This is a genomic window from Chryseobacterium paridis (genome assembly GCF_016595215.1).
In the GTDB taxonomy this organism is placed as follows: domain Bacteria; phylum Bacteroidota; class Bacteroidia; order Flavobacteriales; family Weeksellaceae; genus Chryseobacterium; species Chryseobacterium paridis.
Map to the genome: position 1 here is coordinate 933,866 of NZ_JAENHK010000001.1, position 26,181 is coordinate 960,046.

Below are 26,181 nucleotides of genomic sequence, written 5' to 3' on the forward strand. Positions count from 1 at the left end.
TTAAAGTTGAATTATTAACACTTAAAATATGAAAATAACTTATCTATTAGGAGTAGGAGCAATTGCTTTATCACTTGTAGCTTGTACCACAAACCCTATTACGGGTAGATCTTCTTTGCAGATAGCGAATAATTCCGAAATATTAACAATGTCCTCTCAGGAGTATAAAACAACATTGGCTAAATCTAAAATTATTTCTGGTACTGCAGATGCAAAACGAGTAGTAAGCGTTGGAAGCAGAATAAAAGGCGCAGCTGAAAGATACTATCAAAGTATAGGCCGATCAGCGGATCTTGCTAATTATAGCTGGGAGTTCAATCTTCTCCAGAGTAATGAGTTGAATGCATGGTGTATGCCAGGCGGAAAAGTAGCCGTATATACAGGGATATTACCTGTAACTAAAAATGATAATGGCCTTGCGGTTGTTTTGGGACATGAAGTTTCTCACGCTTTGGCAGGTCACGGAAATGAAAGGATTTCTCAGGCAATGGTTGCTCAATATGGCGGGAGTATTTTAGGAGGTACAATCTCTAATTCACAATGGGCAAGTATTTTCCAGAAAGTATATCCAATCGGTTCTCAGGTAGCCTTGTTGAAATATGGAAGAAATCAGGAGTCGGAAGCTGATCAGATGGGATTATTATTAATGTCAATGGCGGGATATGATCCTAGAGAAGCTATTCCTTTCTGGAACAGAATGGAGGCTGCATCTTCAGGAAACAGACAGCCGGAGTTCTTATCTACTCACCCAAATCCGGAAACAAGAATTTCAGATATTCAGAAAAACTTACCAAAAGCTCTGGAATATTATAAGAGTGCTGGAGGGAAAATATAGTCGGAAATAGCTTTATTTAAAATTTTGTAAATTGGTAAAGCTTTAATCACCAAAACACAACGTTATGAAAAGTATATCAATTACTGGGCTTATACTTTTAGCAGTATCGGCATTACTCTTTTACTTAACTACAGACTTTGCTGTAGAACAGATCAAGCTCTCTCATATTATGGGAATTATGGGTGGAATTGGGATTGGTCTCATTATCGGAGGAATGGTAGGATATCTTAGTAAGGGAAGTGCTATTAAAGAAGAACAAAAAAGAAAAGAATTCAAGCAGTTGCAAAAAGATAAAGAAGAGCTTGAAAAACAAGCTGCTGAAATTGCAAAACGACAGGTTGAATTGGAAAATCAAAATAAAAATCCTCAAGTATAATACTTGAGGATTTTTTAATAGTTGTTATTTTCTTTCGATTAAAATTTATATCCTAAACCTACCATAAATAAATTAGGACGGTTGTCATATCTGATCTCTTCACCAGATACTCTGTTTATAAAATTTCTTTGATCTTTACTGAATGCACCTTCATATCTTGCATTGATCAGTAATTTTTTTATTTCAACCTGTGCTCCGAATTGATACCCAACAGTAAAGTTGTCTCTTGCATTTTCTTTAAAATCATTGAAAGTATCTTCTTTGCTTAGATTATAACTTGCAACAGGTCCAATAAATACTCCCAGCATATCTCCTAATACCTTATGTCCCACAAGAACTGGTAAATCAATACGATTGTTTTTAATCTTGAAAGTGGTATTGGATGCAGGATCTGTAAATTCGTTTCTGAAAGTTGTATAATACAATTCCGGCATTAAGAAAAAAGCCATAGGAAGATTTGCTTTCAAAGAAAGTCCCACATTGAACCCTACATTATTCTTACCTGTGTTGTCTATTGCTGCACTTGCTGTATTAGAAATATTTTTCCACGATGGTGAACCTGTTGGAAAAATTAAATTTGCTTTAGCTGCAAGAGATAACTGCGCCGAAGCAAACATGGATAGACCTAATAGTGCTACACTAAATATCTGTTTCATTTTCATCTAGTTTTGTGATTGTATTATCAATCGTTTTATTATTTTCTAGTAAATACACTCTCAATTCCTTAAACAGTTCTGAAGAATAAACGAAGTCAATAAGATTTTTATTGCCCGCAGTAATCAGAATGTCTTTATTTCCTTCCCATTCCTTGATCCCTAATCTCAGATAGACGATCTTTTCACCTATCGTCATTACAGAGTTCATATCATGTGTATTAATGATCGTAGTCGTGTTATATTCTTTTGTGATTTCAAGCAGTAGATCATCAATTACATTAGATGTATAAGGATCTAGTCCTGAATTGGGTTCATCACAGAATAAATATTTTGGATAGTTGACAATCGCTCTCGCAATGGCTACACGCTTTTGCATACCACCAGAAATCTCAGAAGGGTATTTTTTGTTGGCTTTGTCTAAATGTACCCTACCAATAACCTCAAAAACTCTTTTTTTCTTTTCTCTGAAAGTTAGATTAGTAAACATATCCAGAGGGAACATGATGTTTTCCTCTACTGTCAAAGAGTCGAACAACGCACTTCCTTGAAATACAGTTCCGATTTCCGAACGTAAATGCTGCTTTTCTTCCCGAGTCATGACGTTAATATCCTTACCATCGAAAAGAATTTCTCCTGAAGAAGGCTGATAAACATTCAGCAAACTCTTAAGAAAAACTGTTTTTCCCGATCCACTCTGTCCGATAATAAGATTTACTTTTCCTTTATCAAATGAAGTTGAAATTCCTTTAAGCACTTCAACATCATCAAAACTTTTTTTAAGATTTTTTACCTCAATCATTAGCTTAATATTAATTGGGTTAATATTAACTCGGAGATGATAATAAACACCATTGTCCAAACCACAGCCTGTGTACTTGCTCTACCTACTTCTAAAGAACCTCCTTTTACATTATAACCGAAATAAGAAGGAACCGTTGCAATGACAAATGCAAAAACAATTGTTTTTATAAATGCATAGTAGACAAACAAATTAGGCATATACATTTGTATCCCTGTAACATAGTCAGACTCAGTCCAGTTTCCTGTTAATATTCCTGCAATATAACCTCCTCCGATACCAAATACAATACTGATTGCTATAAGGAGTGGATTAAAGATGACACAAGCAATTATTTTAGGAAGGATCAGGAAATTGGGAGAATTAACACCCATAATGTCTAATGCATCAATTTGCTCCGATACTCTCATTGTTCCGATACTCGAAGCAATATATGAGCCAACTTTACCTGCTAAGATTAAACTGATGATAGTGGGGGAAAACTCTAAAACTAATACTGCTTTTGTAGCATATCCTACAAAGGAAGTCGGAATAGGAAACGATGAAGCGTCAAAGTTGTTGAACATTTGGATGGCAACAACAGCTCCTACGAATATAGATGTAAAGATAACCAACCCGAATGAGTTGACTCCTAAATCATTGATTTCTCTCATGAACAGCTTCCAGAAAACCCTCATTTTCTGAGGTTTTTGCATGGATTTACCAAGAAGAATCATGTATTCTCCTACGGCTGTAAAAAACTTTTTTAACATTCTGCTAAATTAGACTTTTTTTTATTAAGCATTCTCTATTTTGCGTTTTTATCTCCACCTAAAACTAATAAAATCGTTTTCAGAATGATGATCATATCTAATACAAAGCTCCAATTTCTTACATAGAAGGCATCTGCAAGAACACGTTTCTTCATCTGAATTTCAACATCCCCTGAATCTCCCCTCAATCCATTTACTTGTGCAAGACCAGTAATTCCGGGATTGACTGTACTTCTGAGGCTGTATCTTCCGATTTTTGGTTTATAGTAATTATCAACAGCCAACATATGTGGACGTGGCCCAACAATAGACATTTCACCTCTCAAGACATTAAAGAATTGAGGCATTTCATCCAGACTTGTTTTTCTTAGAAACTTACCTATTCCTGTTATCCTGGAATCGTTATTTGATGTTGTCTTTGTAGCTGATTCATCATTCACCACCATCGTTCTGAACTTTAAGCAGCTAAACACTTCTTCATGGAATCCATATCTTTTTTGGATGAAAAAAATAGGTCCTTTTGATGATAGCTTGATCAGGATAGCAACTATTGGAAATAACCAGGAACAAATACAAACAATCACTAAAAGGGAAAAGACAATATCAAATAATCTTTTTATACTATAGTTTGTATAATAATCTAAAGGGTATTTTGCCTGGTTTAAAACAGGTTGTGTTTCCACATATCCCAAATCGTAAGAGAATAAATCAGATTGTGATATGTTGGGGATAAGGGAGATATGTATCTTGTTTGCTTCTGCTAATCTGAAGACGTCATCTTCTGTCTTTAGATCTAACGTATTTTCCAGAGGTAAAAATAATGTATGTATACCATTCGTTTTCCAAAAAGATTGAAGCTCGTCTATACTTATGTTGTCAGTATTATACTCGAAAATTCTATAACCGTAATCTTTCCTTTCTTTTAAAATATTCTTTAAAATATTGGTAGAACTGTTCTCATCCAGAAACATCACATTCCTGTTATTGATACCTAAGGATCTTAAATATTTTATTCCAAAATAAATCAGTGATTTGGTAATAAGTATAAAAGAAAACAGATATAGTGAAAGCCACGATAATTCTGAACTGAAAAATTTGTTATTGCTTACCTTTCTTATCAGTACCAAACCAATTACAAATAATAGAAAATGAGTTACAATACGTTCAATAAAAACCGTATAGGTAATATTTCTCTGAATATTGTAAATTTTGGTTCTACCACTTAATAAAATCCAAAAGGATATAAGGAGAAGCAAAGGAAAAGAATTTTCATACCAGATTTCTTTATCATGTATAAGATCCCGATTTCTGCTTAAAAAAAAGAATATAAAAACAGTTGCAATAACCACAAGGTCAAGCAAAAGGATAATCGATTTTAAATATCTAGAGTATCGAATTCTCTGCATCTATCGCTATATAAGGGATATGAAGAGCTAAGGTACGTAAATTTTACGGGATATTAAGGTATTTATGCGTCTGAACAGATGCCTGCCACTCCGGATGGGCTAAAATAAAATCAGTTATTTTAGGATACATTTCGTCACGCTTACTCCACTCACTCTGAAGATATAATTTACAATTTTCTGAAACTTTCGCAGCCTGCTCCTCTGCAAATGAGAAATCATGGTTATTAAAAATAATAACCTTCAATTCATTGGCTTTTGCATACACATCCTCCTTCGGAAGTCCTGTCTTTTTAGGAGAAAGCGTGATCCAATCCAATTGACCGCTTGTAGGATATGCTCCTGAAGTCTCAATATGAATCGTACATCCTAACTCTTTTAATCTGGATGTTAAAATATCTAAATTCCACATCAAAGGCTCGCCTCCTGTTAATACTACTGTTTTACAATGTTTTGCTGCCGTTTCTGCAATCTCTTCCGCATTCATGAGTGGATGTAAATCCGGATTCCAGCTTTCTTTTACATCACACCAGTGGCACCCAACATCACAGCCTCCTAATCTTATAAAATAGGCTGCTTTTCCGGTGTGTGCTCCCTCTCCCTGTAAAGTGTAAAAATGCTCCATTACAGGGAGCATTTTACCTTCATTTAATAAAATATCTTCTTCTTTGTTCATTTTAAATTAGTCATTATAGACTGAAGTTTTATAAGCAATGATGGTGTTTTTCATCAACATAGCTCGTGTCATCGGACCAACTCCTCCAGGAACAGGTGTAATCCAGCTTGCTTTTGCAGCACAGCTGTCAAAATCTACGTCACCTGCAAGGTAATATCCTTTTGGAGAGTCGTTATCAACTCTTGTGATTCCTACGTCTACGATTACAGCACCATCTTTGATCATTTCACCTTTTAGGAAATGAGGATCTCCTAATGCTGTAATCACAATGTCTGCTTTTTTAGTGTATTCTTCTATATCTTTAGTATAAGAGTGAGTAAGTGTAACGGTAGAGTTTCCAGGAAAATCTTTTCTTCCCATCAAAATACTCATCGGTCTTCCAACGATTTTACTTCTTCCGATAATTACACAATCTTTACCTTTCGTCTCAATATTATATCTTTCTAATAATGTCAGAATTCCGAATGGAGTAGCAGGTAAGAAAGTATCCATTTCCAATGCCATTTTTCCAAAGTTTTCAGGATGGAAACCATCTACATCTTTTCTAGGATCAATAGCATTAATGATTTTCTCCTGATCGATCTGGTCTGGCAAAGGTAACTGAACAATAAATCCGTCAACTGCTTTAGATTTATTCAATTCATCTATTTTTTCCAATAATTCAGATTCAGAAACTGTGCTAGGAAATTTAATCAGGCTGGATTGAAATCCAACTTCTTCACAGTCTTTCACTTTAGCATTTACATAAGCCTTACTTGCTCCATTGTTTCCTACAAGAATAGCCACCAAATGTGGAGCTCTTTTCTTGCTTTCAAGGATCTTTTCAACTTCAACTTTGATTTCTGCTTTTATTTCTTTGGATACTTTTAGTCCGTCAAGAATTTCTGCCATTTTACTTTTTTATTAGATATTTACTTTCTTTTACTTATTTCCTTTATAATAATTGATCAACCCATTTGTTGAGCTATCATGAGAATGTATAGGTGCATTGCTTTCCAGTTCAGGTAAAATCTTGTTTGCTAAAACTTTTCCAAGTTCCACTCCAAATTGGTCAAAACTGAAAATATTCCAAATCACGCCCTGAACAAAAATTTTATGCTCATATAATGCAATTAGTTGTCCTAATGAAAAAGGAGTTAACTCCTTGAATAATATTGAATTAGTTGGAGTGTTTCCGTGGAAAACTTTAAAGTTTAATAATGCTTCAATTTCTTCTTCGGATTTTCCTGAGTTTTTTAATTCTTCTTCTACCTCTTCTTCATTTTTACCAAATGCAAGTGCTTCTGTCTGTGCGAAAAAGTTAGCCAATAATTTATCCTGATGATCAGAAACTTTATTGCTGCTTTTTGCATAAGCGATAAAATCTGCTGGAATTAATTCTGTCCCCTGGTGGATCAATTGATAAAAGGCGTGTTGCCCATTTGTTCCAGGCTCACCCCAGATAATTGGACCTGTTTCATACTCAACGAATTCTCCATTTCTGTCAACACACTTTCCATTACTTTCCATGTCGCCTTGCTGTAAATAAGCAGCAAATCTATCAAGATATTGAGAGTATGGTAAAATAGCATAGGTTGTAGCAGCATAAAAATTACGGTACCATATACCTATAAGTCCCATTAAAACAGGAATGTTTTCAGAGAAATCAGTATTTTGAAAATGTTGATCTGTATCAAAAGCTCCTTTTAATAATTCTTCAAAATTTTCATAACCAACTGCCAAAACGATGCTTAATCCAATAGCACTCCAAAGGGAATATCTTCCACCAACCCAGTCCCAGAATTCAAAGATGTTCTCTTCAGCAATTCCGAATGTTTTAACTGCTTCAATATTAGTAGATAAGGCTACAAAATGTTTTGCAACATCTTCTTGTTTTCCTACTTTTAAAAACCAATCCTTTGCTGAATTCGCATTGGTCATTGTTTCCTGAGTTGTAAAAGTTTTGGAAGCAATAATAAATAAAGTTGTTTCTGGATTTAAATTTTTAACAACCTCTGCAATATGATTTCCATCCACATTAGATACAAAGTGAACATCTAATCGTGTTTTGAAATGCTTTAAAGCTGAACAAACCATTACAGGGCCAAGATCAGAACCTCCGATCCCGATGTTTACAACATCTGTTATTTCTTTTCCGCTAAAACCTTTGTGCTCACCTGAAATAATTTTCTCAGAAAAAGATTTCATATGATCAAGTACTCTTTTGATTTGAGGTTTTATATTTTCACCATCTACTATGATCGCTTTATCAGAAAAATCTCTTAAAGCAGTATGAAGAACCGCTCTTCCCTCTGTCTCATTAATCTTATCTCCTGTAAACATTTTGAAAATTGCATCTTTTAACTGACATTCCTCAGCTAAGTTTAGTAACAATTCTTTAGTTCTTGAGTCAATGAGGTTCTTAGAATAATCAAAAATAAAATTATCCCTTTTTAATGAGAATTCTTCAAAACGATTTTCATTATACTTGAAAAGAGTTCTTAAGTCGAAATCATTTCCTGCAAAGTGTTCATCAAGTGCTTTCCAGCTGTTCGTTTGTATAGGATTTATTTTTGATAGCATATATTCAAAGTTAAAATTCAAGGTTGGAAATCAATAAATTTAATGGAATCTTGAAATTAAAATGCAAATTTAAGGAAAAATAAAACCTAAGAGAAAAATTGATCCCTGTAAAATTTAAAATTATGATGATAGCTTAAAGTTATAATCGCTGTACTGTTGTTCTACTAGGAATTGAGACTTTTTTTTAATTTATTTTTGGATATCATCATTGATATTATGATAACTTTGTATATTTACATACCGTTACGATTCAATAAAATGCTTTTTCTCGCATTCATCACTAAGCTGTTAACAAAGCTGAAAATTGTGAAATCAATCATCACTTAAATATAATTAAACAATGAAAAAGATCATTCAGATCACAGTGTTGTTACTTATGTGCAACATGGGTTTTGGTCAAACTAATTACTATGTGGATAAAACATCCGGAAATGACAATAATAATGGCATTACAGCACCATGGAAAACCATACAAAAAGCAGCTGATAAAGCTTTGCCCAACAGTATTGTCAATATTAAAGCAGGCACCTACAACGAAAATGTAGTCATTAACGTCAGTGGAACTAGTGGAAACTATATCACTTTTAAAAATTATTCAAATGATAATGTTATTATTGATGGAACAGGTACTTCAGGCAAGACCCTACTAACTGTTACAAATAAAAGCTATCTAAAATTTGAAAACTTAACCATTCAGAACAAAACAGTAAACGACGCACAAGGGGTCCTTGTTCAGACAACAGGGGCAAACTCATCTACAGATCTCACTTTCAAAAATATAACGATAAAGAATATCAATTGGAATGCAGATAAAAACAAACCTGTTAATTCCAATAATAATGCTCAGGGGCTGATTGTATATGGAAGAAATGGAGGAATTACAAATCTTACGATAGATGGGTGTAAGGTATTTAATAATATTTTGGGGTATAGTGAAGCTCTGGCCGTAAATGGAAATGTAGATGGCTTTACAGTAAAAAACTGTGTGGTGCATGATAATACCAATATTGGGATTGATATATTAGGACATGAAGGTACTGCATCAAATGCGTCATTAGATGAGGCAAGAAATGGGGTAGTGATTAATAACGAATGCTATAATAATGTTTCAAAATATGCGACTTCTGCCGGGATATATGTTGATGGGGCTAGTAATATTATAGTAGAGAGAAATAAAACCTACCAAAATGGTTGGGGAATTGAAGTTGGTGCTGAGCTTAATGGAGTTGTTAAGCTAATTACGGTTAAGAATAATTTGATCTACAAAAATATACAGGCTGGCCTTTCAATAGGAGGTTATAATAATGCAACTACAGGTCAGGTAATTAACAGTACTATCAGAAATAATACGTTTCTACAAAACAATACCCTAAATGATGGTACCGGGGAAATATCTATGACCAAGGCATCAAATTGTGTTTTTGAAAACAATATTTTCTATACTGGTCCTGAAAATGTGTTAATGTCTATAGATAACATGAGCCCACAATCGAATAATAATTTTAATTATAATTGTTGGTATACTCCAAACAATAATCAAAATGATATAACAGTCAATTGGAGAGGTACAAGCTATGATACTTTTTCAGCATATAGATCAGCAACTGGCCAGGATGCCAATTCTCTTTATGCTAATCCAAATTTAGTGTCGACTTCAAGTACGGCACCTGATGTTCATTTAAATGCAGCAAGTGTTTGTATAAATAAAGGAAAACCAACCACAGCAATTGCTTCAGGGGAATTAGATTTTTATGGAGCAGGGAGAATTTCAAATACAATAATCGATATAGGAGCAAGTGAATATAGTCCCAAATTAGGTACTACAACCAATGAAAATTTAAATTTTGGAACGATTTTTCCTAACCCATCAAGTGGCATTTTTAATTTTGAATTAGATGCGGATCAAAAACCATATTTTGTAACTGTATATCATATAGGTGGACAGGAATTAAAAAAATATAATTTTTTAACGAATCGATTTTCTATAGATTTATCAGGGCTTGCAGAAGGGACTTACTTTGTTAAAATGCAAAACAAGAAAGGAGTGACTTCCAAAAAGATTGTTATAAAAAGATAAGAGTAATGCAAATAAAAGAGAACCTCCGAATAAAATCGGAGGTTTTTAAAATCTAAAACTATGATGATAACCCAAAGGTTAGGATAGCATTGTGTTATTCTGAAATGGATTGATTTGGTTTTTGAATGGATTTTCGTCTTCTGATAAAATAGATGATCACTGCCATAATTAATAGAACAGGCCAGATGGTGATCAATCCTACAGCTATTTTTTGAATCAGATAAAACCCTTCTACAAAGGCATTCTTAGCATCATAGATAAAATTGAATTTATATTTATTGTCAATATTCTTTGTATTGGTAATTGCTATTTCAGCGATACGGATTTTAGGTTCTTTAATGTAAATGTCAACAGTGCTGTATTTGAGATTGTCGGTAACATTTAGGTTGGCAAGTTGTTGTAGGTTTTCTTCTGACATGTTATCGTTCCCCATTTTCACTTTGTCTTTATTCGTTTTGAGTTGAGAGATATTTTCACCTGTTTTCTTGATCCTTTTACCTTCGAGTTCAGCATACTTTATACTTGAAGTAACATCTTCTGCATTGATAGATCTGGAATTAAGGAAAAGCTTCTTGTCGTTGATTAGTGTTAAGAGTTCACCCAGTCTTACAGTGGGAACGCGAACCTGCATGGTGTTCTCTGTTTGATATTTTTTAACCAGCATGGCCTCATCACTGGATGTATTGTATGTATCTTCTGAGACTACATTACTGTGTAAATTACTATGAGTAACAAATCCTCCGAGATCCTGTACGGATTTTTCAATCGAAATCGTTGTTTCATAAACATCTTTCACTTCCATATTTACATCCGCTGTTTTAATGAATTGTTTCTCTTTCACACTCATGGTTGCAGCGGAAGAAACACTATCAGAAACCATAACTGCAGCTGAATCTGCAGTCGCTGAAGCTTCATATTGTGTTGCTGTTGCTTCACCCTTTTTACATGAATATATACTTAATAAGAGAACTGCAGATAATGATAATTGAATGTAAGTAGTTTTCATAACGTTGATTTTTAATGTTTTTGTTGATTCAAAGTTCAGTCTGAATTATTTGTAATGTTTGAAAAACGCGGATAAAAATTTTGTAAACAAGAAATGTAAATTAATCTATTGTAAATCAATTATTTGTAAAATGTGATTGGATTATTGAATTAAATTTCGGAGTGATTTTTGTATGTCTTTTACAAATCAAAACCATATCTATAATTATGTCTAATACTTTTTCCAAAATAAGAAACGCAATAGAATTATTCAGATCAATAGATTTTGATCAATTAAGTGCTATATCCCGAAAAGTAGATCTTCCAAAGCTGATGCAGAATTTTTCTAAATTAGATGATAAGCAATTGGGAGGGCTTATGAAGATGCTTGATTCAGATAAAAAGAAAAAAGAGCTTCCTCCGATTGATGGTGATTTCTACGATATCTATCATACTTTGACTCCAGAGCAACGAGAGGTTCAGCTTAAAGTAAGGGCTTTTATGGAAAAAGAAGTAAAGCCTTTGGTTAATCATTATTGGTTAAGAGATGAATTTCCTTTCGAACTCATTCCAAAATTTCAGAAACTTGATATCTGTGGGGTGACTTATGAAGGATATGGCTGTCCCGGAATGCCATTTTTAATGGAAGGTGTCATTGCTATGGAAATGGCAAGGATTGATGCTTCAATCGCTACTTTCTTTGGAGTACAATCAGGGCTGGCAATGGGATCTATTTACATTTGTGGTTCTGAAGAGCAAAAACAAAAGTGGCTTCCGCAGATGCAAAAGTTTGAAAAGATTGGAGCTTTTGGGTTAACAGAACCAGAAGTAGGATCAGGAGCAGCAGGAGGATTAACGGCTACATGCAAAAAAACACCCGAAGGTTGGATCTTAAATGGAGAAAAAAAATGGATTGGGAATGCAACATTTGCAGATCTGGTTATTATTTGGGCAAGAGATATTGACAGCAGTGAGGTGAAAGGATTTATAGTAGAAAAAGACAATCCAGGTTTTTCGGTTGAGAAAATTAAAGGGAAAATGGCTTTGCGTATTGTACAAAATGGACATATTACCTTAAAAGATTGTTTAGTAACAGAAGAAAATAGATTGCAAAATGCCAACTCCTTTAAAGATACAGTTAAGGTGTTAAGAATGACAAGAGCTGGTGTTGCATGGATGGCGACAGGTTGTGCAAGGGGAGCATACGAAAGCGCTCTGGACTATACGAGAAAAAGGGAGCAGTTTGGAAAACCTATTGCTTCATTTCAAATGATCCAGGGACATTTGGTAGAAATGTTATCAAATCTTACTGCGATGCAGACATTGGTTTTCAGATTATCTGAGATGCAGGATGAGGGAATTTTAAAAGATGAGCATGCGTCACTGGCTAAGGTTTTCTGTACATTAAGAACAAGAGATGTTGTATCAAGGGCACGGGAAGTTATGGGTGGAAATGGAATTTTATTAGAATATGATGTGGCAAGATTTGTAGCCGATGCAGAAGCTATATATTCTTATGAAGGAACGAAGGAAATTAATTCTTTAATTGTGGGCAGGTCTATAACGGGCTTTAGTGCATTTGTATAAATAGAAAATAAAAAAGACTGCAAAATGCAGTCTTTTTTAGCTTACTAAAGCTTTGTATTTTTTACTATTATCAATAATTATCCAAATATTGATCAGGAAAAGAACTAATGAAATTGCAATTCCTTGTGTTGAAGGATCTCTGTATGCGTTATGCAATACAATTCCTACCATTACAGGTAAAATAACAATAGCTCCTAATGCTCTCGTTTTTGGAAAGATGAAAAGAAGTCCTCCAATAATCTCTACAGTCCCCACTAATGGAAATAGCCAGCCAATTTCACCAAAAGCTGCATATAATTTCATTTGCGTATCAGTTAATTTAGGTACTGGATTGTAGTGAAGAAATTTGTCAAGTCCTGCATTCAGAAACATAAGTCCAAAAAGCAGACAAAGAATGAATTTGATTATTTTCATGATTGATGGATTTTTATCAAATGTAAAACAAAAATATTATTAATAAATATATTTGATGTCAAAATTGAATATTATATATGTTTTTGGCTAAATCTATTCGTTTGTTGTTATTTGAATTTATATATTTGTTAAGCAAATTAAATAAATAATCTTATGTTAAAAAATCTTCAGAAACTGGATCGTAATGATCTAAAAGAAATTATAGGTGGAGTAGGTATTGGTCCATGTGATATTGGTCCTATTGGTTGTCCATGTAAAATCCCTCCTGGTGACCCATGTCTTGGAGGAGGAGGTGGTCCTGGTGATCCAGGCCCTGGAACTGATATTGGATATTGTCCGGATAGCCATACTTATATTCCTTGTAACCAGTCTTGTCCTAATGGGATGAGCCCTCTTTGTGCAATAGGATAAAATTAAAAGCCCTCTGAACACAGAGGGCTTGTTTTTTGATAACTTTTAATCCATTTCCTTTAAAGTTATGTTCTTCGAAATTTTATAGCTCTTTTTCTTTTTGTGGGGTTTCTCATCTTCCCCGAGTAATTTACCCCAAGGCTTCAGTCCATCTACTCTTTCAAAAATGATTTTAATGATAGCAATTGCCGGAATACAGAGAAACATCCCTGAAATTCCCCAAAGATGTTCGCCCACAAGAATTCCTATAAAGGAAAATAATGCATTGATCTTAACTTTTGATCCCACCACAAATGGAAGTACAATATTTCCATCCACTACGTGTACTCCTATATAACCAATGATTACATAAATACAGGTTGACGGAGTAGCGGTTGCAAAAGCAATAAAACATGAAATCAAAAGTGAGATACATATTCCTAAATAAGGGATAACATTTAATAAACCTGTTAGGACTCCTAGTAGGATGGCATATTTAACCCCCAAAATTGCGAGAATAATTGAAGTCAGGCTTGATACAATAATAATTTGAATGCAAAGACCAATAATATATTTTTTAGTCATTACACGAACCTCAGATACTACTTCCTGTACACTTGCTTTGTGTTTTTCGCTAAAAACATTGACGATGAAGTTATTTAAGATCCTTCTATAATTTAAAATGAAAATAAAGAATAGGATAAAAAATATCAGAAAGCCTAAACCTGTGGAAAATATTCCAAAAGTAAATCCAAGAATAACACCTGATGACGACAAAAGTTTGTTGAGTGCCTGATCAATATAGTCTAATTGTTCATGGATTTTGACGTTAAAGGTATGGTATACCCAATTTTGAAGACCATTGAAAACCGTGTCAAACTGCATTCTTAGGTGAGGTAAATCTTTGGTAAAGCTTGAAAGCTGTGACCCGAAGAAAAATATTAATCCTGCAATGATCATTAGCATGCAAAGCACGGATATGATGGTGGAAACAGAGCGCGGGAACCTTAGTTTTCTTTCTAAAAATGTAGAAAAAGGTAAGAATAACATGGCCATTAAAAATGCCAGGAAAAAAGGAGCTAAAATGCTTTGTCCCAACTCTAAAAGATAGCCAAGACCTATAATGGAAATGATAACAAGGGTTAACTTTAAAAGGAAGGGAAGCTTAAAAAAATTCATAACTCATAATCTGTATTATAAAAATAATAAAACCCATTGAATTGAAGGGTCTTTTATCTAATTAACTTAAATTCTTTTCATAATGTCTACAATTCTGTTTCCAATTGGAAAGAGATTTGACTTTTATGATTTATTTTTTTCTCACAAGAGCATGTAATTTATACTTATTGCACCTGTTAGAAAATGACAAAAGTATTGTAACAAAAAACACGCCTCAAATTTGAGGCGTGTCATTTTTTATTAGTAAATGTTGATAAGTTATTTTTCAATAGCAATATCAATAACATCTTCCATTTTATTTACATAGTGAACATTGAGATCTTTTAAATAATCTTTTTTAATTTCTTCTACGTCTTTTCTGTTTGCTTCACAAAGAATGACATCTTTAATTCCGGCTCTTGTTGCTGCAAGAAGTTTTTCTTTGATTCCTCCTACTGGAAGTACTTTTCCTCTTAAAGTTATTTCACCTGTCATGGCTAAATGTGGTTTCACTTTTTTATTTTTAAAAGAAGAAACCATTGAAGTAATCATGGCTATACCCGCGGATGGTCCATCTTTAGGTGTGGCACCTTCAGGAACGTGAACGTGGATATTTTTCTTTTCGATATCTTCCTGATCGATTCCTAATTCTTTGTGCTTAGCCTTAATATATTCTAATGCAATTGTTGCAGACTCTTTCATTACGGTTCCTAAGTTACCGGTCATCGTAAGAGCTCCTTTTCCATTACTTAAAATACTCTCTATATAAAGTATATCACCTCCTACACTTGTCCAGGCAAGACCTGTAACAACCCCAGGAACACCGGTAATCTCAGATAAGCTTTTGGGCCTTGGAACGCCAAGGATCTCATCTACTTTTTCAAGAGATATTTTTGGGTCGTATTCTTTTAATAAAGCAGTTTGTAATGCAACCCATCTTGCGATAGATGCAATTCTTTTTTCCAGTGTTCTTACTCCGCTTTCTGAAGTATGAGCTTCAATGATATGCTTAAGTTCTGCATTTCCAAGTTTGAAAGATTTAGCAGTTAAACCATTTTCTTCCTGTTGTTTTTTAATGAGGTGTCTTTTAGCAATCTCAGTTTTTTCTTCCATGGTATAACCAGCGATCTGGATAATCTCCATTCTATCGAGAAGTGGAGTTTGAATGGTTGAAAGTGAATTTGCTGTAGCGATGAACATTACTTTAGATAAATCATATCCCATTTCCAGGAAATTATCATAAAATGCATTATTTTGTTCAGGGTCAAGGACTTCTAGCAGTGCTGAACTTGGATCCCCGTGTATGCCTTGTCCTACTTTATCGATCTCATCTAAAACAATAACAGGATTGGATGTTCCCGATTTTTTAATGGACTGAAGGATTCTTCCTGCCATTGCGCCAATATAGGTCTTTCTGTGTCCTCTGATCTCGCTCTCATCATGCAATCCTCCTAAAGAAAGTCTTACGTATTTTCTTCCTAAGGCATCAGCAACAGATTTTCCCAGAGAGGTTTTACCAACTCCCGGAGGACCTACTAAAAGTAAAATCGGTGACTTCATGTTGTTTTTTAATTTCAAAACAGCCATGTGTTCCAGTATTCTTTTCTTAATATCCTCCAAGCCAAAATGTGCTTTTTCAAGTACTTTTTCAGCTTTTACAATATCGAAAACATCTTTTGTATAAGTTTCCCAAGGCAGATCAGTAAAGAAATCAAGATAATTTCTTTGAACATTATAATCTGGTGAATTTGGATTTTGTCTTTGAAGCCTGTTGATCTCCTTTTGGAAATGCTCTTCGACCTCGCTGCTCCATTTTTTTGCTTTTGCTTTGTTGATTAAATCCTCAACATCACCTTCAGAGCCTCCTCCAAGTTCTTCTTGAATAGTTCTGATCTGTTGGTTAAGGAAATATTCTCTTTGTTGCTTGTCAAGATCCTTTGAAGTTTTCTGATGGATCTGATTTCTCAATTCCAGTTTTCTATAATCTTCATGCATCTTTTCATAGCAATTCTTCGCTCTGTCCATCAAGCTTTTTTCTTCAAGCAGTTTTTGCTTTTCAAGTGAAGGAAAATTAGCGTTAGTGCAAATGAAATTTAATAAATCATCATTATTATTGATGTTCTTTATGGCGAAATTTGCTGCATTTGGAATATTCGGATCAAGCTCGATTATCTTTAAAGCTAAATCTTTAATATTATCCAGTAAAGCCTCGTACTCGTCTTCATTTTTGGCTTTTGTATCTTTTAATTTAGAGATCTCAGCTTTAAAATAAGGTTGAGTTTCAATAAATTTTTTAACCTTGAACCTATGGAACCCCTTTGTAATAGCTGTAATATTACCTTCGGGAAGTTTTATGATCTTGATGATCTTTGCTAAAGTTCCTGTCTGGTATAGATCTTTTTCGGTAGGTTGTTCAAGTTCTGAGTTTTTCTGGCTTACAATTCCGATGAAGTCTCCGTTTTTCTGAGCTTCTTCCAGAAGTTGTATAGATGCCTTTCTTCCAGCAGTAATCGGAATTACCACGTTGGGAAACATAACCATGTTTCTTACCGGAAGAATAGGAAATATCTTTTGTTCGGAATTTTTATCGGTTTCCGAGAAGTCGGAAAGATTAATCTCTTCTGCTACAATATCAAATCCATCGCTAATCATTTCCTCCAAACTAATATCTTCAAATTCTGTCATAGTATATCAAATGACAAATTGTCATTCTCGTTTTAAATCGTTAAAGTGATTGTGCACAATATGCTTAGAAAACACTTAGAATATTATGTTAACGTAAAATACACAATACCTATGCCATTTGTTTTTCGCTAAAAAATATGGTCAAAATTTCCTTTTTTATAAAATTTAAATTTTAAAAATTAAAAAAAGCGCTTGGATTTCTGTAATTTCTTAAAAATGTGTATTTTCGCAACCTGATAAAAAACTATAATTTATAAAATGGCAATTTTAGGACAGATTAGGAATAGACCTTGGCTTTTGATGGGAGTAATTGCACTGGCGCTTTTAGCGTTTTTAGTTAATCCTGATAGCATTGATAAGGTTTTTGGAAAAAATCCTGATGTTTTAGGAAAAGTAAATGGTGAAAAAATTACCCGTGAAGAGTTTAATGATCAACTTTTCGTGTTGCAACAACAGGCAGAACAACAAGGTCAACCAAAAAATGGTCTTGAAGAACAAGCTTGGCAGTTGTTGGTTCAATCAAAGCTTATCAAGCAGCAGTTTGATAAAATGGGTTTTGAAATGACAGATGACTATTTCTGGAGTCAGATTCAGTATGATCAGATGTTTGCTCAAAACAAACAGTTCTTTGATGAAAAGGGAAATTTCAAAACTCAGGAGCTTAAAAAACAGATCGAGGAGTTAAAAACTACAAGTGCTGAAGGGTACAACCAATGGTTGAAAACCAGAAAATCTGTTGAGTACAGAATTATGGCAAGACAGGTCTTTGCTAATATTTCTACAGGTATTACTACAGGTAAGAAAGAGGCAGAGGAGTTGATGAAACAAAGAGATCAGATGGCAGATATTGATTTTGTGAAAGTGGACTACACTTCATATCTTCAAAAAAATAATATCAAAGTTAAAACTGAAGATTTAGCAAATTATATTAAGCAGCACCCTGTGATGTTTAAAGCTGAAGCAAGCAGAAATATTGGTATTGCCTTTTTCCCTTCTCAACCAAGTGCAGCAGATGATGCAGCAGCTCAAAAAGAAATTACTAAAATTTTCTCAGGAGGGACTGATGCTAGTGGAGGTAAAGAGAATTTCCAAAATACAACCAATGACTCTATGTTTGTAATGGCAAACTCTGATATGCCTTTCAATAATCAATATTTGAAACCTAATCAATTGCCACAAACGCTTCAGTCGCAAATTGCTACTGCAGCGGTTGGACAGATTTTTGGTCCTTATAAAGAACAAAACTTCTATGTTGTTTCTAAGCTTTTAGGTAAAAAGACTTCAGATTCTACATTATCAAGACATATACTTATTGCATTTAAAGGAAGTCCTGCAGGAGAAGGTGTTACAAGAACTAAAGAACAAGCTAAGAAATTGGCTGATTCAGTAGGAGCTATTGTAAAAGCAAACCCTGCTAAGTTTACAGAATTCCTTAAGCTTTCAAGTGATCCTAACTCTGCTGCTCAAGGTGGAAGTTTAGGATGGACAACTCCGGAGACTCCTTTTGTTCCTGAATTCTTAACGTATTTGGCGAATAACCCTAAAGGAGCAACAGGTGTTGTAGAGACTCAGTTTGGATACCACATTATCAATATCGAAGATAAAAAACCAGGAGCATTAGGATATAAAGTTGCTAATGTTGTAAAAGCAATCAAACCTTCTGATGCTACAGAAGCAGATGTTGATAAAAAAGCAAGAAAATTCATTCAGCAGGTTCAAGGAAAATCATTTAATGATTTCGTTAACATTGCTAAAAAAGGAAATTATCAATTCTCGAATCCTAAAACAGCAAAAAGATTTGATGGTCAGTTGCAAGGTTTAGGTACTGAAAAAGATGGAGATATCCTTGCATGGGCTTTTGATAAGAAAAGAACAAAAGGAGATACTGAATTCTTTACAGTAGATGGAACAGGTGATAAGATTGTTGTATATCTAAACGGTAAACAAGAAAAAGGTCTTGCTGATCCGGAATCTGTAAGAGATCAAATCGAGGTTATTGTTAAAAATAAACTGGCTGCAAAACAAATCGCGGATAAAATTACAGCTGCTAAAGCTTCTAATTTAGATCAGATCGCTAAATTGTTTGCAACAACAAAACAATCTGCACAGGTAAACTTATTGAATCCATCTGTAGCTGGATCAATGGAACCTAAAGTTGCAGGTGCTGCTTTTGGAGTTAAGAAATCTAAACTTTCAAATCCTGTTGAAGGCGGAACTGGTGTTTATGTTTTAATCAAGAAGAATGAAACAGTAAATAAACAACCTGGTGACCTTAAACAATTTACAGAGTCTGTAAATCAGAGAAATGCTGGAATGTTCGGTCAGGCTTGGTTAAAGAGCTTACAGGATAATGCAGAGATCGATGATTACAGAATTGAGATCTGGAATAAGCTAGGAAATCAGCAACAATAAAAAAAGAATTTTATAGATAAAAAAAGCGGCATGAAAAATGCCGCTTTTTTTGTATTTAACGCAGAGCAATAAACAGAAACATTAATTTAAAATGTGCTATATTTGCTCATTAGAAAAAATTTAGCAAGTGAAGTTCAGTAAAGAATTAAAAGCTGGTGTAATTGCACTTTTGGCTATTGTAGGCTTTGTGTTATTATTTCAATTCATGAAAGGCAGAAGTCTTTTTACTACCGATAATATATTTTACGCAAAATATGATAATGTTGAAGGTCTGTCTCAGTCTTCACCGGTATCTATCAATGGTTTAAAAGTGGGACAGGTTGACAAAATTATCCCACAAAGAACAAAAGAAGGTAAGATCAATTTCGTAGTTAAAATTACTGTTGATAATAAGTTTGAGTTTTCAAAAAACTCTACTCTTGAAATTTTTGAACCAGGATTAATGTCTGGTAAAGAAATGAGAGTAAATCTTCAATATGGAGGTGCCACAGCCAAAGATGGCGATACATTACAGGGTGCCTTTAAACTGGGAACATTGGGAAGTCTTTCTTCTCAGGTGGGACCTGTTAAAGATCAGTTGCAGTCTGTTCTACATCGTGTAGATTCCCTGATGGCTAATGCTAATCTAATTGTTGACGGGCAGAATAGAGCTGAAATTAAAGCTTTGCTTTCCAATCTTAATAAAACCGTTGGTGCACTACAAACGACTGCAGGAAGTGTGAACAATTTAGTTGGGCACAACGATCCAAAACTTCAAAAAGTATTGGATGATGCTAGCCTTACGATGCAAAGTGGAAAAGTTACTTTAGATAAATACGGAAACTTAGCAGAAAGTATTGACACCAAAAAGCTAAATGCTACGATTGCTAATTTAGATGCTACAGTAGGAAAGCTTAATCAGGTTATTGGTGGTATTGATAACGGACAAGGAAGTTTAGGTAAGCTGATGAAAGATGAGCAGCTTTACAATAACTTAAATTCCGCATCTACGAACCTTAATTCATTAATTGAAGACATGAAGGCGAATCCTAAAAGATACATCAACTTCTCTGTTTTCGGTAAGAATAATAAAGACTAATATTACACCTTATGCAGTATATCGATAATGTTATTTTTCTGATCTTATTAGTTGCTGGGTTTGGATTGTTTACTAAAAGCCTGTTGAAGATTTACAGAAATATTCAATTAGGTAGAGAAATCAATCGAAGTGATAATAAGTCAGAACGTTGGGAAACCATGGCACGTGTTGCAATGGGACAAAGTAAAATGGTGAAACGTCCTGTAGCGGGTATTTTACACCTTTTCGTCTATGTCGGTTTTATTATCATTAACATAGAGCTTGTTGAAATCGTTGTTGATGGAATATTTGGTACTCATAGATTCCTTGCTTCAGTTTTTGGAAACAGTTTCTATAGTTTCTTCACGGCGACGTTGGAAGTACTTGCGTTATTGGTGATTATTGGAGTTGTTGTTTTCTTTATCCGTAGAAATTTTTATGGAGTGAAGAGGCTAACAATGAAAGAGCTATTTGGCTGGCCAAAACATGATGCGAACTGGATTCTGATTATTGAATTTGCCTTAATGATGGCTTTTCTAAAAATGAATACTGCAGATTGGGTTTTACAGCAAAGAGGATTACTTCCGGAACATGGAAGCTTTCCGATCAGCTCTACGTTATTAGGACCAATATTCAGCAACTTTAGTGATGGTTTCTTATTCTTCACAGAAAAAGCTGCTTGGTGGTTCCACTTTGTAGGGATCCTGTTCTTTATGAACTATCTTTATTACTCAAAGCATTTGCATATTATTCTTGCATTTCCAAGTACATGGTATGCCAATTTAGAGAAAAAAGGAAAGTTCAACAATCTGGAATCTGTTACCAAAGAAATTAAGCTGATGATGGATCCTAATGCAGATCCATATGCTGCTCCTGCCGAAGGAGCTGAGACAGATGTTCCTTCTAAATTTGGTGCTGAAGATATATTTGATTTAAACCAGGTTCAATTACTTAATGCCTATTCTTGTACAGAGTGTGGTAGATGTACTTCTGTATGTCCTGCAAATATTACAGGTAAGAAGCTTTCACCAAGGTTGATCCTTATGAAAACCAGAGACCGTCTGGAGGAAGTAGGAAAAAATATTGATAAAAATGGGAAGTTTGTAGATGATGGCAAAAAGTTATTGAACGACTACATAACAAAAGAAGAGCTTTGGGCATGTACTACTTGTAATGCTTGTACTGAGGCTTGTCCAATATTATTAGATCCACTTTCTATTATTTTTGAAATGAGAAGATTCCTTGTGATGGAGCAGTCTGCTGCACCACAGGAATTGAATCTGATGATGACCAATGTAGAAAATAATGCTGCCCCTTGGCAGTATAACCAGGCAGACCGTTTGAACTGGGCAAACGAGAATTAATGTAACAATGTAAAATAATGTAACAATGTAGCAATCATTGGTAAACTGGTACATTGGAATATTGGTAAATTTGAAAAAGATGGATTTCACTATAAAAACAATGGCAGAATATGCTGCCGAAGGAAAAGCGCCGGAAGTTTTATTTTGGGTGGGCTGCGCTGGTAGTTTTGACGACCGTGCAAAAAAAATTACGAAAGCATTTTGCAAAATATTAAATAAAATAGGGGTTGAATTTGGAGTCTTAGGTCAGGAAGAAAGCTGTACCGGAGATCCTGCAAAACGTGCTGGGAACGAATTTGTTTTCCAGATGATGGCATTAACCAATATTGAAGTATTGAACGCGTATGAGGTAAAGAAAATTGTAACTGCTTGTCCTCACTGTTTCAATACCCTTAAGAATGAATATCCGAGTTTAGGTGGGCACTTTGAGGTGGTACACCATACTCAATTCCTAAAAAAATTAATGGAGGAAGGTAGACTGAAAATTGAAGGAGGAGCTTTTAAAGGAAAAAAAATCACTTTCCATGATCCTTGTTATTTAGGAAGAGCTAACAACGAATATGAAGCACCAAGAATGCTTTTGGAAAAGCTGGATGCTGAGCTTGTTGAGATGAAGCGTTGCAAAACCAATGGTCTTTGTTGTGGAGCCGGAGGGGCGCAAATGTTTAAGGAGCCTGAAAAAGGAAATAAAGATATCAATATTGAAAGAACCGAAGAAGCGCTTTCTTTTGAACCTAAAGTAATTGCTACTGGTTGCCCTTTCTGTAATACAATGATGACGGATGGAGTAAAACACTTCAATAAGAACGAAGAAGTAGCAGTGAAAGATATTGTAGAACTTCTTGCGGAAGCGGAAGATCTTTAATGAAACGATTTAAATTCTATATAAAAGCTCAGGAATCTTCTTGAGTTTTTGTTATTTATATAAAAAGATAAAGTCATTTATAATTCTTAATTTTATACTTTAAATTTACAACAATGAAGATTGAAGAATCCAATATAGTAGAAACAAACGATTATAGAGTTATCATATATCCGGCTTCGAGACCTTTTACAACAAAAGAAGCTAAAGTAGTTACAGAAAAGCTGTATGATTTTTTAGCGGGTTGGGCAGCACATGGAAAGCCACTTTCATCATCTTTTAAAATTGAAAAAAATCAATTTATTGTGGTATGTGTGGATGAGGAAAAGGAGATGGCTTCAGGATGCAGCATTGATGCTTTAGGAAAGATGATGAGAGAAATCGATGAAGAATATCAACTGGGGTTATTCGATAGAATGAAAGCCAGTTTTGTTGAAGAAGGAGAAGTTAAAACTTTAAAACTAATCGATTTTAAAACAAAGCTTAGAAGTGGAGAAATATCTAAAGATATTCAGGTATTTGATTTTTCAAAAAATACGTATCTCGATTTTTTAAGTCACTTTCTTTTACCATTAGAGAAAAGTTGGGCGGCGTCTATAAAATAATCTTATTTGATAACTAAACAGAAAAAGAAAAGTGGATTGTTTCCGCTTTTTTCTTTTTAAAGTATATTTGTACAGCACCATATAATTATTTAATCAATTATATTTTTGCCTGTATTCCATTTCAGAAAACCATGCCTAAAATACTTTTTCTAACAACTGCACATAAGTACAACGACGACAGGATCTTTTATCATCAGGCAAAAGAACTTAATGGCCTTGGTTATACAGTGAAAATTTGCAGTTTAAGTTCAGAGTATCATGGTATTATTGATGGGATTGAGATCGAATCTTATTCTATTTTAGAGAAAAGTACAAGCGAAAAAGTAAAAGTATTTGAAAAGATTTGTGATACTTTCCAGCCCGATTGTATTATTTGTTCGGAACCGCTCGCCATTATTGCTTCAAAAAAAATCAAGAGAGAGAAAAATTTAAGTGTTATTTATGACATTACAGAATGGTATCCTTCGAAAAGGATGGTTGAGAATTTCTCATTTCTTTTAAAAGGGATTCATGCGATTAAATTCTTCATGATTCAATTGTATGCAGGGTGGATAAGTAGCCATTTTATTTTTGGAGAAAACACGAAGAGGTTTCCATTGGTATATGTTTTTCCATTCAAAAAGGAAATTACTTTACCCTATTTTCCAAGTGATGTTTATATTTATCAGAATATTAAACAATTAGAACCCAATAAAATAACACTGTGCTACACCGGGCAGATTTCAAAAGAGAAAGGAATTGAAAATTTTTTTAAAGCTATTGAAGCTTTGAAGAAGATGAGACCCAATTTGGAGATTTCAATTCTCATCGTAGGCTCTTCAAGAAAAGAAAAAGATGAAAAGCATTTCTCAAGCCTTTTGTCAGCCTATAGATGGGAAAATATCAAAATTGAAAAGCCATCTTCTTTTGAAAGTTTTACAGAAACCTATTCTGATGCTGATATTTGTTTTGATTTAAGAGAAATGAGTTATGAGAATCATCACTGTTTACCCATTAAAATATTCTATTACGCAGCTTCCGGTAAACCAGTGATTTACACCGATCTAAAGGCGACGAGGCAGCATGTTGATGTATCTAAGTTTGGAGTTTTGGTAAATCCTGAAGATGCTGAATCCATTGCAAAGGCAATCGTAAACTATGTTGATCATCCGAAATTGTATGATCAGCATGCATATAATGCCCGAAAAGAATATGAACAAAAATACAACTGGAACAGCATAAAAAATATTTTCACTGACTTCATCAAGCAGTCATTACGTAAATAAGATGAAGCAGAATACCATTATAAAAACTTTTATTTCCCGTTTTTTAATATTGATATTGAATTTCGGACTTGTGATTTATACCACAAACATGTGGGGTAGTCAGGGAAAGGGCGTTATTTCAATTGTTATAGCTGATTTAACGATTATAGGATTTTTTTGCAACATCTTTGTTGGAAGTAGTGTTACTTATTTTGCATCAAAGTATAAAACTGAGCAAATTCTATTGTATGCCTATCTTTGGTCCATACTTATTGGGATATCTGTTCCCCTGATTTTTAGCACCATCCATACTCTCGAGTATCCGTATTATCTTATAGGTTTATCGGTTTTATCTTCTCTTCTGGCAGCAAATGTTAATTTATTTGTCGGTCAAAAGAATATCAAGATGTTTAACCTGTATACCATCTTACAACAAGTGATTCATATCTTCTTTATTGTAATAATCGTATATGGCATCAAAATAACTTCTGTAGGAGCCTATTTTATTGCGCAAATCAGTTGTTATGTACTTTTGTTTATAATGAGCTGTTTTCAGATCTTACGTCATTGTAAACTGGTCAATATTTCTTTTTCTAAACAGATTCGAAATAAATTATTCGACTATGGCTGGAAGATACAGGTAAGTTCCTTTCTTCAGTTTTTAAATTACAGACTATCATTCTACTTTTTAGAGTTTTTTAAAGGTATTACGAGTGTGGGTATATTCTCCATAGGTATTGCTTTTTCTGAAGCTATTTGGACCGTAAGCAGAAGTCTCTCTATTATTTTGTATGCTGATGTTGTTAATAGCAATGATCATAATGATGCTATTGAAAAGACCAAGATATCTTTAAAGATTAGTTTTTTAATCACTTTATTATTTATCATTGGTATTTTACTCTTACCTGCACAATTCTATGTTATGATTTTTGGTAAAGATTTTCACGAAACCAAGCGAATCACATTATTTTTGTCTCCCGGAATTTTAGCGATTGCAGTAAGTAATATTATCGGCTATTATTTTGCTGGAATCAATAAACTAAGAATACTCAATATCAAGTCTGTAATAGGCCTTGTCTTTACATTAATTTCATCCTTTTTAGTTATTCCACGTTGGGGAATTACGGGGGCATGTATTGTAACATCCGGATCCTATTGTATATCATCTGCATTACTGTTCTGGAAGTTTTATGAGCTGACAGAATTTCACATCCGTGATTTTGTGCTTTCAAAATCTGAAATTAATTTGTTACTCAATAAGGTATTAAGAAAGAATAATTAAA

The 26,181-nt window shown here is 34.1% G+C and carries 23 protein-coding genes; 12 read left to right on the forward strand and 11 right to left on the reverse strand.

From position 1 onward, the window contains the following. Nucleotides 1-28: 28 nt before the first annotated feature. A complete protein-coding gene (locus JHL15_RS04330) occupies nucleotides 29-835 on the forward strand; it encodes a M48 family metallopeptidase (RefSeq protein WP_200243282.1) in 807 nt (268 codons plus the stop codon). Nucleotides 836-899: 64 nt separating this feature from the next. Beyond that, on the forward strand, nucleotides 900-1,211 hold the full coding sequence (locus JHL15_RS04335) for a hypothetical protein (protein WP_200243284.1): 312 nt from the start codon (nucleotides 900-902) through the stop codon (nucleotides 1,209-1,211). 38 nt (nucleotides 1,212-1,249) lie between these two features. On the opposite strand, the gene JHL15_RS04340 is transcribed toward JHL15_RS04335, so the two are convergent. The 7 genes from JHL15_RS04340 to pgi are packed head-to-tail and all read right to left on the reverse strand — an operon-like array spanning nucleotide 1,250 to nucleotide 8,059. Further along, nucleotides 1,250-1,867, reverse strand: a complete 618-nt coding sequence (locus JHL15_RS04340) for an outer membrane beta-barrel protein (protein WP_200243286.1) — start codon at nucleotides 1,865-1,867, stop codon at nucleotides 1,250-1,252. Next, nucleotides 1,851-2,666 (reverse strand): ABC transporter ATP-binding protein, encoded by an 816-nt coding sequence (locus tag JHL15_RS04345; RefSeq protein WP_200243296.1) that lies wholly within the window; start codon nucleotides 2,664-2,666, stop codon nucleotides 1,851-1,853. Before JHL15_RS04345 ends, JHL15_RS04340 begins: the two co-directional genes overlap by 17 nt. Further along, nucleotides 2,666-3,418 carry an MlaE family ABC transporter permease gene (locus JHL15_RS04350; RefSeq protein ID WP_200243298.1) on the reverse strand — a complete coding sequence of 251 codons (753 nt, stop codon included), beginning with the start codon at nucleotides 3,416-3,418 and terminating at the stop codon, nucleotides 2,666-2,668. Before JHL15_RS04350 ends, JHL15_RS04345 begins: the two co-directional genes overlap by 1 nt. Before the next feature lie 35 nt (nucleotides 3,419-3,453). Beyond that, nucleotides 3,454-4,824 carry an exopolysaccharide biosynthesis polyprenyl glycosylphosphotransferase gene (locus tag JHL15_RS04355; RefSeq protein ID WP_200243310.1) on the reverse strand — a complete coding sequence of 457 codons (1,371 nt, stop codon included), beginning with the start codon at nucleotides 4,822-4,824 and terminating at the stop codon, nucleotides 3,454-3,456. Nucleotides 4,825-4,867: 43 nt separating this feature from the next. Continuing rightward, nucleotides 4,868-5,497, reverse strand: a complete 630-nt coding sequence (locus tag JHL15_RS04360; RefSeq protein ID WP_200243311.1) for a 7-carboxy-7-deazaguanine synthase QueE — start codon at nucleotides 5,495-5,497, stop codon at nucleotides 4,868-4,870. Between the two features lie 6 nt (nucleotides 5,498-5,503). Beyond that, the gene (locus JHL15_RS04365) at nucleotides 5,504-6,388 is read right to left on the reverse strand and encodes a bifunctional 5,10-methylenetetrahydrofolate dehydrogenase/5,10-methenyltetrahydrofolate cyclohydrolase (protein WP_200243312.1); all 885 of its coding nucleotides are present in this window, start codon (nucleotides 6,386-6,388) and stop codon (nucleotides 5,504-5,506) included. Between the two features lie 30 nt (nucleotides 6,389-6,418). Continuing rightward, nucleotides 6,419-8,059, reverse strand: a complete 1,641-nt coding sequence (pgi, locus tag JHL15_RS04370; protein ID WP_200243314.1) for a glucose-6-phosphate isomerase — start codon at nucleotides 8,057-8,059, stop codon at nucleotides 6,419-6,421. Between the two features lie 340 nt (nucleotides 8,060-8,399). Here pgi and JHL15_RS04375 point away from each other — a divergent pair, with 340 nt between their 5' ends. Then, entirely contained in the window at nucleotides 8,400-10,136 is a 1,737-nt protein-coding gene (locus JHL15_RS04375; RefSeq protein WP_200243321.1) for a T9SS type A sorting domain-containing protein, read from the forward strand. 94 nt (nucleotides 10,137-10,230) lie between these two features. On the opposite strand, the gene JHL15_RS04380 is transcribed toward JHL15_RS04375, so the two are convergent. Continuing rightward, a complete protein-coding gene (locus tag JHL15_RS04380) occupies nucleotides 10,231-11,142 on the reverse strand; it encodes a DUF4349 domain-containing protein (RefSeq protein ID WP_200243324.1) in 912 nt (303 codons plus the stop codon). A 206-nt stretch (nucleotides 11,143-11,348) separates the two neighbouring features. Between JHL15_RS04380 and JHL15_RS04385 the strand changes: the two genes are divergently transcribed. After that, nucleotides 11,349-12,707 (forward strand): acyl-CoA dehydrogenase family protein, encoded by a 1,359-nt coding sequence (locus JHL15_RS04385; protein ID WP_200243330.1) that lies wholly within the window; start codon nucleotides 11,349-11,351, stop codon nucleotides 12,705-12,707. 36 nt (nucleotides 12,708-12,743) lie between these two features. Here the strand turns inward: JHL15_RS04385 and JHL15_RS04390 are convergent, their stop codons facing one another. Next, complete coding sequence (locus JHL15_RS04390; protein ID WP_200243334.1) at nucleotides 12,744-13,121, reverse strand: MauE/DoxX family redox-associated membrane protein; 378 nt, start codon at nucleotides 13,119-13,121, stop codon at nucleotides 12,744-12,746. A 153-nt stretch (nucleotides 13,122-13,274) separates the two neighbouring features. Between JHL15_RS04390 and JHL15_RS04395 the strand changes: the two genes are divergently transcribed. Continuing rightward, a complete protein-coding gene (locus JHL15_RS04395) occupies nucleotides 13,275-13,532 on the forward strand; it encodes a bacteriocin-like protein (protein WP_200243336.1) in 258 nt (85 codons plus the stop codon). A 45-nt stretch (nucleotides 13,533-13,577) separates the two neighbouring features. Here JHL15_RS04395 and JHL15_RS04400 read toward each other — a convergent pair whose 3' ends face one another. Further along, nucleotides 13,578-14,690 carry an AI-2E family transporter gene (locus tag JHL15_RS04400; protein ID WP_200243338.1) on the reverse strand — a complete coding sequence of 371 codons (1,113 nt, stop codon included), beginning with the start codon at nucleotides 14,688-14,690 and terminating at the stop codon, nucleotides 13,578-13,580. A 258-nt stretch (nucleotides 14,691-14,948) separates the two neighbouring features. Then, complete coding sequence (gene lon, locus JHL15_RS04405) at nucleotides 14,949-17,354, reverse strand: endopeptidase La (protein WP_200243340.1); 2,406 nt, start codon at nucleotides 17,352-17,354, stop codon at nucleotides 14,949-14,951. Between the two features lie 258 nt (nucleotides 17,355-17,612). On the opposite strand from lon, the gene JHL15_RS04410 reads away from it, so the two are divergent. From JHL15_RS04410 to JHL15_RS04440, 7 genes are all read left to right on the forward strand, one after another. Beyond that, complete coding sequence (locus JHL15_RS04410; RefSeq protein ID WP_200243342.1) at nucleotides 17,613-19,766, forward strand: SurA N-terminal domain-containing protein; 2,154 nt, start codon at nucleotides 17,613-17,615, stop codon at nucleotides 19,764-19,766. Between the two features lie 127 nt (nucleotides 19,767-19,893). Further along, on the forward strand, nucleotides 19,894-20,844 hold the full coding sequence (locus JHL15_RS04415) for an MlaD family protein (RefSeq protein WP_200243353.1): 951 nt from the start codon (nucleotides 19,894-19,896) through the stop codon (nucleotides 20,842-20,844). An 11-nt stretch (nucleotides 20,845-20,855) separates the two neighbouring features. Beyond that, on the forward strand, nucleotides 20,856-22,187 hold the full coding sequence (locus JHL15_RS04420) for a (Fe-S)-binding protein (protein ID WP_200243356.1): 1,332 nt from the start codon (nucleotides 20,856-20,858) through the stop codon (nucleotides 22,185-22,187). Between the two features lie 79 nt (nucleotides 22,188-22,266). Beyond that, entirely contained in the window at nucleotides 22,267-23,052 is a 786-nt protein-coding gene (locus JHL15_RS04425) for a (Fe-S)-binding protein (protein WP_200243358.1), read from the forward strand. 113 nt (nucleotides 23,053-23,165) lie between these two features. Beyond that, a complete protein-coding gene (locus JHL15_RS04430) occupies nucleotides 23,166-23,654 on the forward strand; it encodes a hypothetical protein (RefSeq protein ID WP_200243360.1) in 489 nt (162 codons plus the stop codon). 131 nt (nucleotides 23,655-23,785) lie between these two features. Continuing rightward, the gene (locus JHL15_RS04435) at nucleotides 23,786-24,919 is read left to right on the forward strand and encodes a glycosyltransferase (RefSeq protein ID WP_200243364.1); all 1,134 of its coding nucleotides are present in this window, start codon (nucleotides 23,786-23,788) and stop codon (nucleotides 24,917-24,919) included. Between the two features lies 1 nt (nucleotide 24,920). Beyond that, a complete protein-coding gene (locus tag JHL15_RS04440) occupies nucleotides 24,921-26,180 on the forward strand; it encodes an MATE family efflux transporter (protein WP_200243367.1) in 1,260 nt (419 codons plus the stop codon). Nucleotide 26,181 lies beyond the last annotated feature (1 nt).

What these genes read in the sequence shown, in the direction of transcription:
- JHL15_RS04410 (WP_200243342.1), top strand. Translation starts at nt 17,613, where the DNA reads ATGGCAATTTTAGGACAGATTAGGAATAGACCTTGGCTTTTGATGGGA.
- lon (WP_200243340.1), bottom strand. Translation starts at nt 17,354, where the DNA reads ATGACAGAATTTGAAGATATTAGTTTGGAGGAAATGATTAGCGATGGA.
- JHL15_RS04380 (WP_200243324.1), bottom strand. Translation starts at nt 11,142, where the DNA reads ATGAAAACTACTTACATTCAATTATCATTATCTGCAGTTCTCTTATTA.
- JHL15_RS04340 (WP_200243286.1), bottom strand. Translation starts at nt 1,867, where the DNA reads ATGAAACAGATATTTAGTGTAGCACTATTAGGTCTATCCATGTTTGCT.
- JHL15_RS04365 (WP_200243312.1), bottom strand. Translation starts at nt 6,388, where the DNA reads ATGGCAGAAATTCTTGACGGACTAAAAGTATCCAAAGAAATAAAAGCA.
- JHL15_RS04420 (WP_200243356.1), top strand. Translation starts at nt 20,856, where the DNA reads ATGCAGTATATCGATAATGTTATTTTTCTGATCTTATTAGTTGCTGGG.
- JHL15_RS04430 (WP_200243360.1), top strand. Translation starts at nt 23,166, where the DNA reads ATGAAGATTGAAGAATCCAATATAGTAGAAACAAACGATTATAGAGTT.
- JHL15_RS04395 (WP_200243336.1), top strand. Translation starts at nt 13,275, where the DNA reads ATGTTAAAAAATCTTCAGAAACTGGATCGTAATGATCTAAAAGAAATT.
- JHL15_RS04385 (WP_200243330.1), top strand. Translation starts at nt 11,349, where the DNA reads ATGTCTAATACTTTTTCCAAAATAAGAAACGCAATAGAATTATTCAGA.
- JHL15_RS04435 (WP_200243364.1), top strand. Translation starts at nt 23,786, where the DNA reads ATGCCTAAAATACTTTTTCTAACAACTGCACATAAGTACAACGACGAC.
- pgi (WP_200243314.1), bottom strand. Translation starts at nt 8,059, where the DNA reads ATGCTATCAAAAATAAATCCTATACAAACGAACAGCTGGAAAGCACTT.
- JHL15_RS04350 (WP_200243298.1), bottom strand. Translation starts at nt 3,418, where the DNA reads ATGTTAAAAAAGTTTTTTACAGCCGTAGGAGAATACATGATTCTTCTT.
- JHL15_RS04390 (WP_200243334.1), bottom strand. Translation starts at nt 13,121, where the DNA reads ATGAAAATAATCAAATTCATTCTTTGTCTGCTTTTTGGACTTATGTTT.
- JHL15_RS04425 (WP_200243358.1), top strand. Translation starts at nt 22,267, where the DNA reads ATGGATTTCACTATAAAAACAATGGCAGAATATGCTGCCGAAGGAAAA.
- JHL15_RS04335 (WP_200243284.1), top strand. Translation starts at nt 900, where the DNA reads ATGAAAAGTATATCAATTACTGGGCTTATACTTTTAGCAGTATCGGCA.
- JHL15_RS04440 (WP_200243367.1), top strand. Translation starts at nt 24,921, where the DNA reads ATGAAGCAGAATACCATTATAAAAACTTTTATTTCCCGTTTTTTAATA.
- JHL15_RS04330 (WP_200243282.1), top strand. Translation starts at nt 29, where the DNA reads ATGAAAATAACTTATCTATTAGGAGTAGGAGCAATTGCTTTATCACTT.
- JHL15_RS04375 (WP_200243321.1), top strand. Translation starts at nt 8,400, where the DNA reads ATGAAAAAGATCATTCAGATCACAGTGTTGTTACTTATGTGCAACATG.
- JHL15_RS04355 (WP_200243310.1), bottom strand. Translation starts at nt 4,824, where the DNA reads ATGCAGAGAATTCGATACTCTAGATATTTAAAATCGATTATCCTTTTG.
- JHL15_RS04400 (WP_200243338.1), bottom strand. Translation starts at nt 14,690, where the DNA reads ATGAATTTTTTTAAGCTTCCCTTCCTTTTAAAGTTAACCCTTGTTATC.
- JHL15_RS04360 (WP_200243311.1), bottom strand. Translation starts at nt 5,497, where the DNA reads ATGAACAAAGAAGAAGATATTTTATTAAATGAAGGTAAAATGCTCCCT.
- JHL15_RS04345 (WP_200243296.1), bottom strand. Translation starts at nt 2,666, where the DNA reads ATGATTGAGGTAAAAAATCTTAAAAAAAGTTTTGATGATGTTGAAGTG.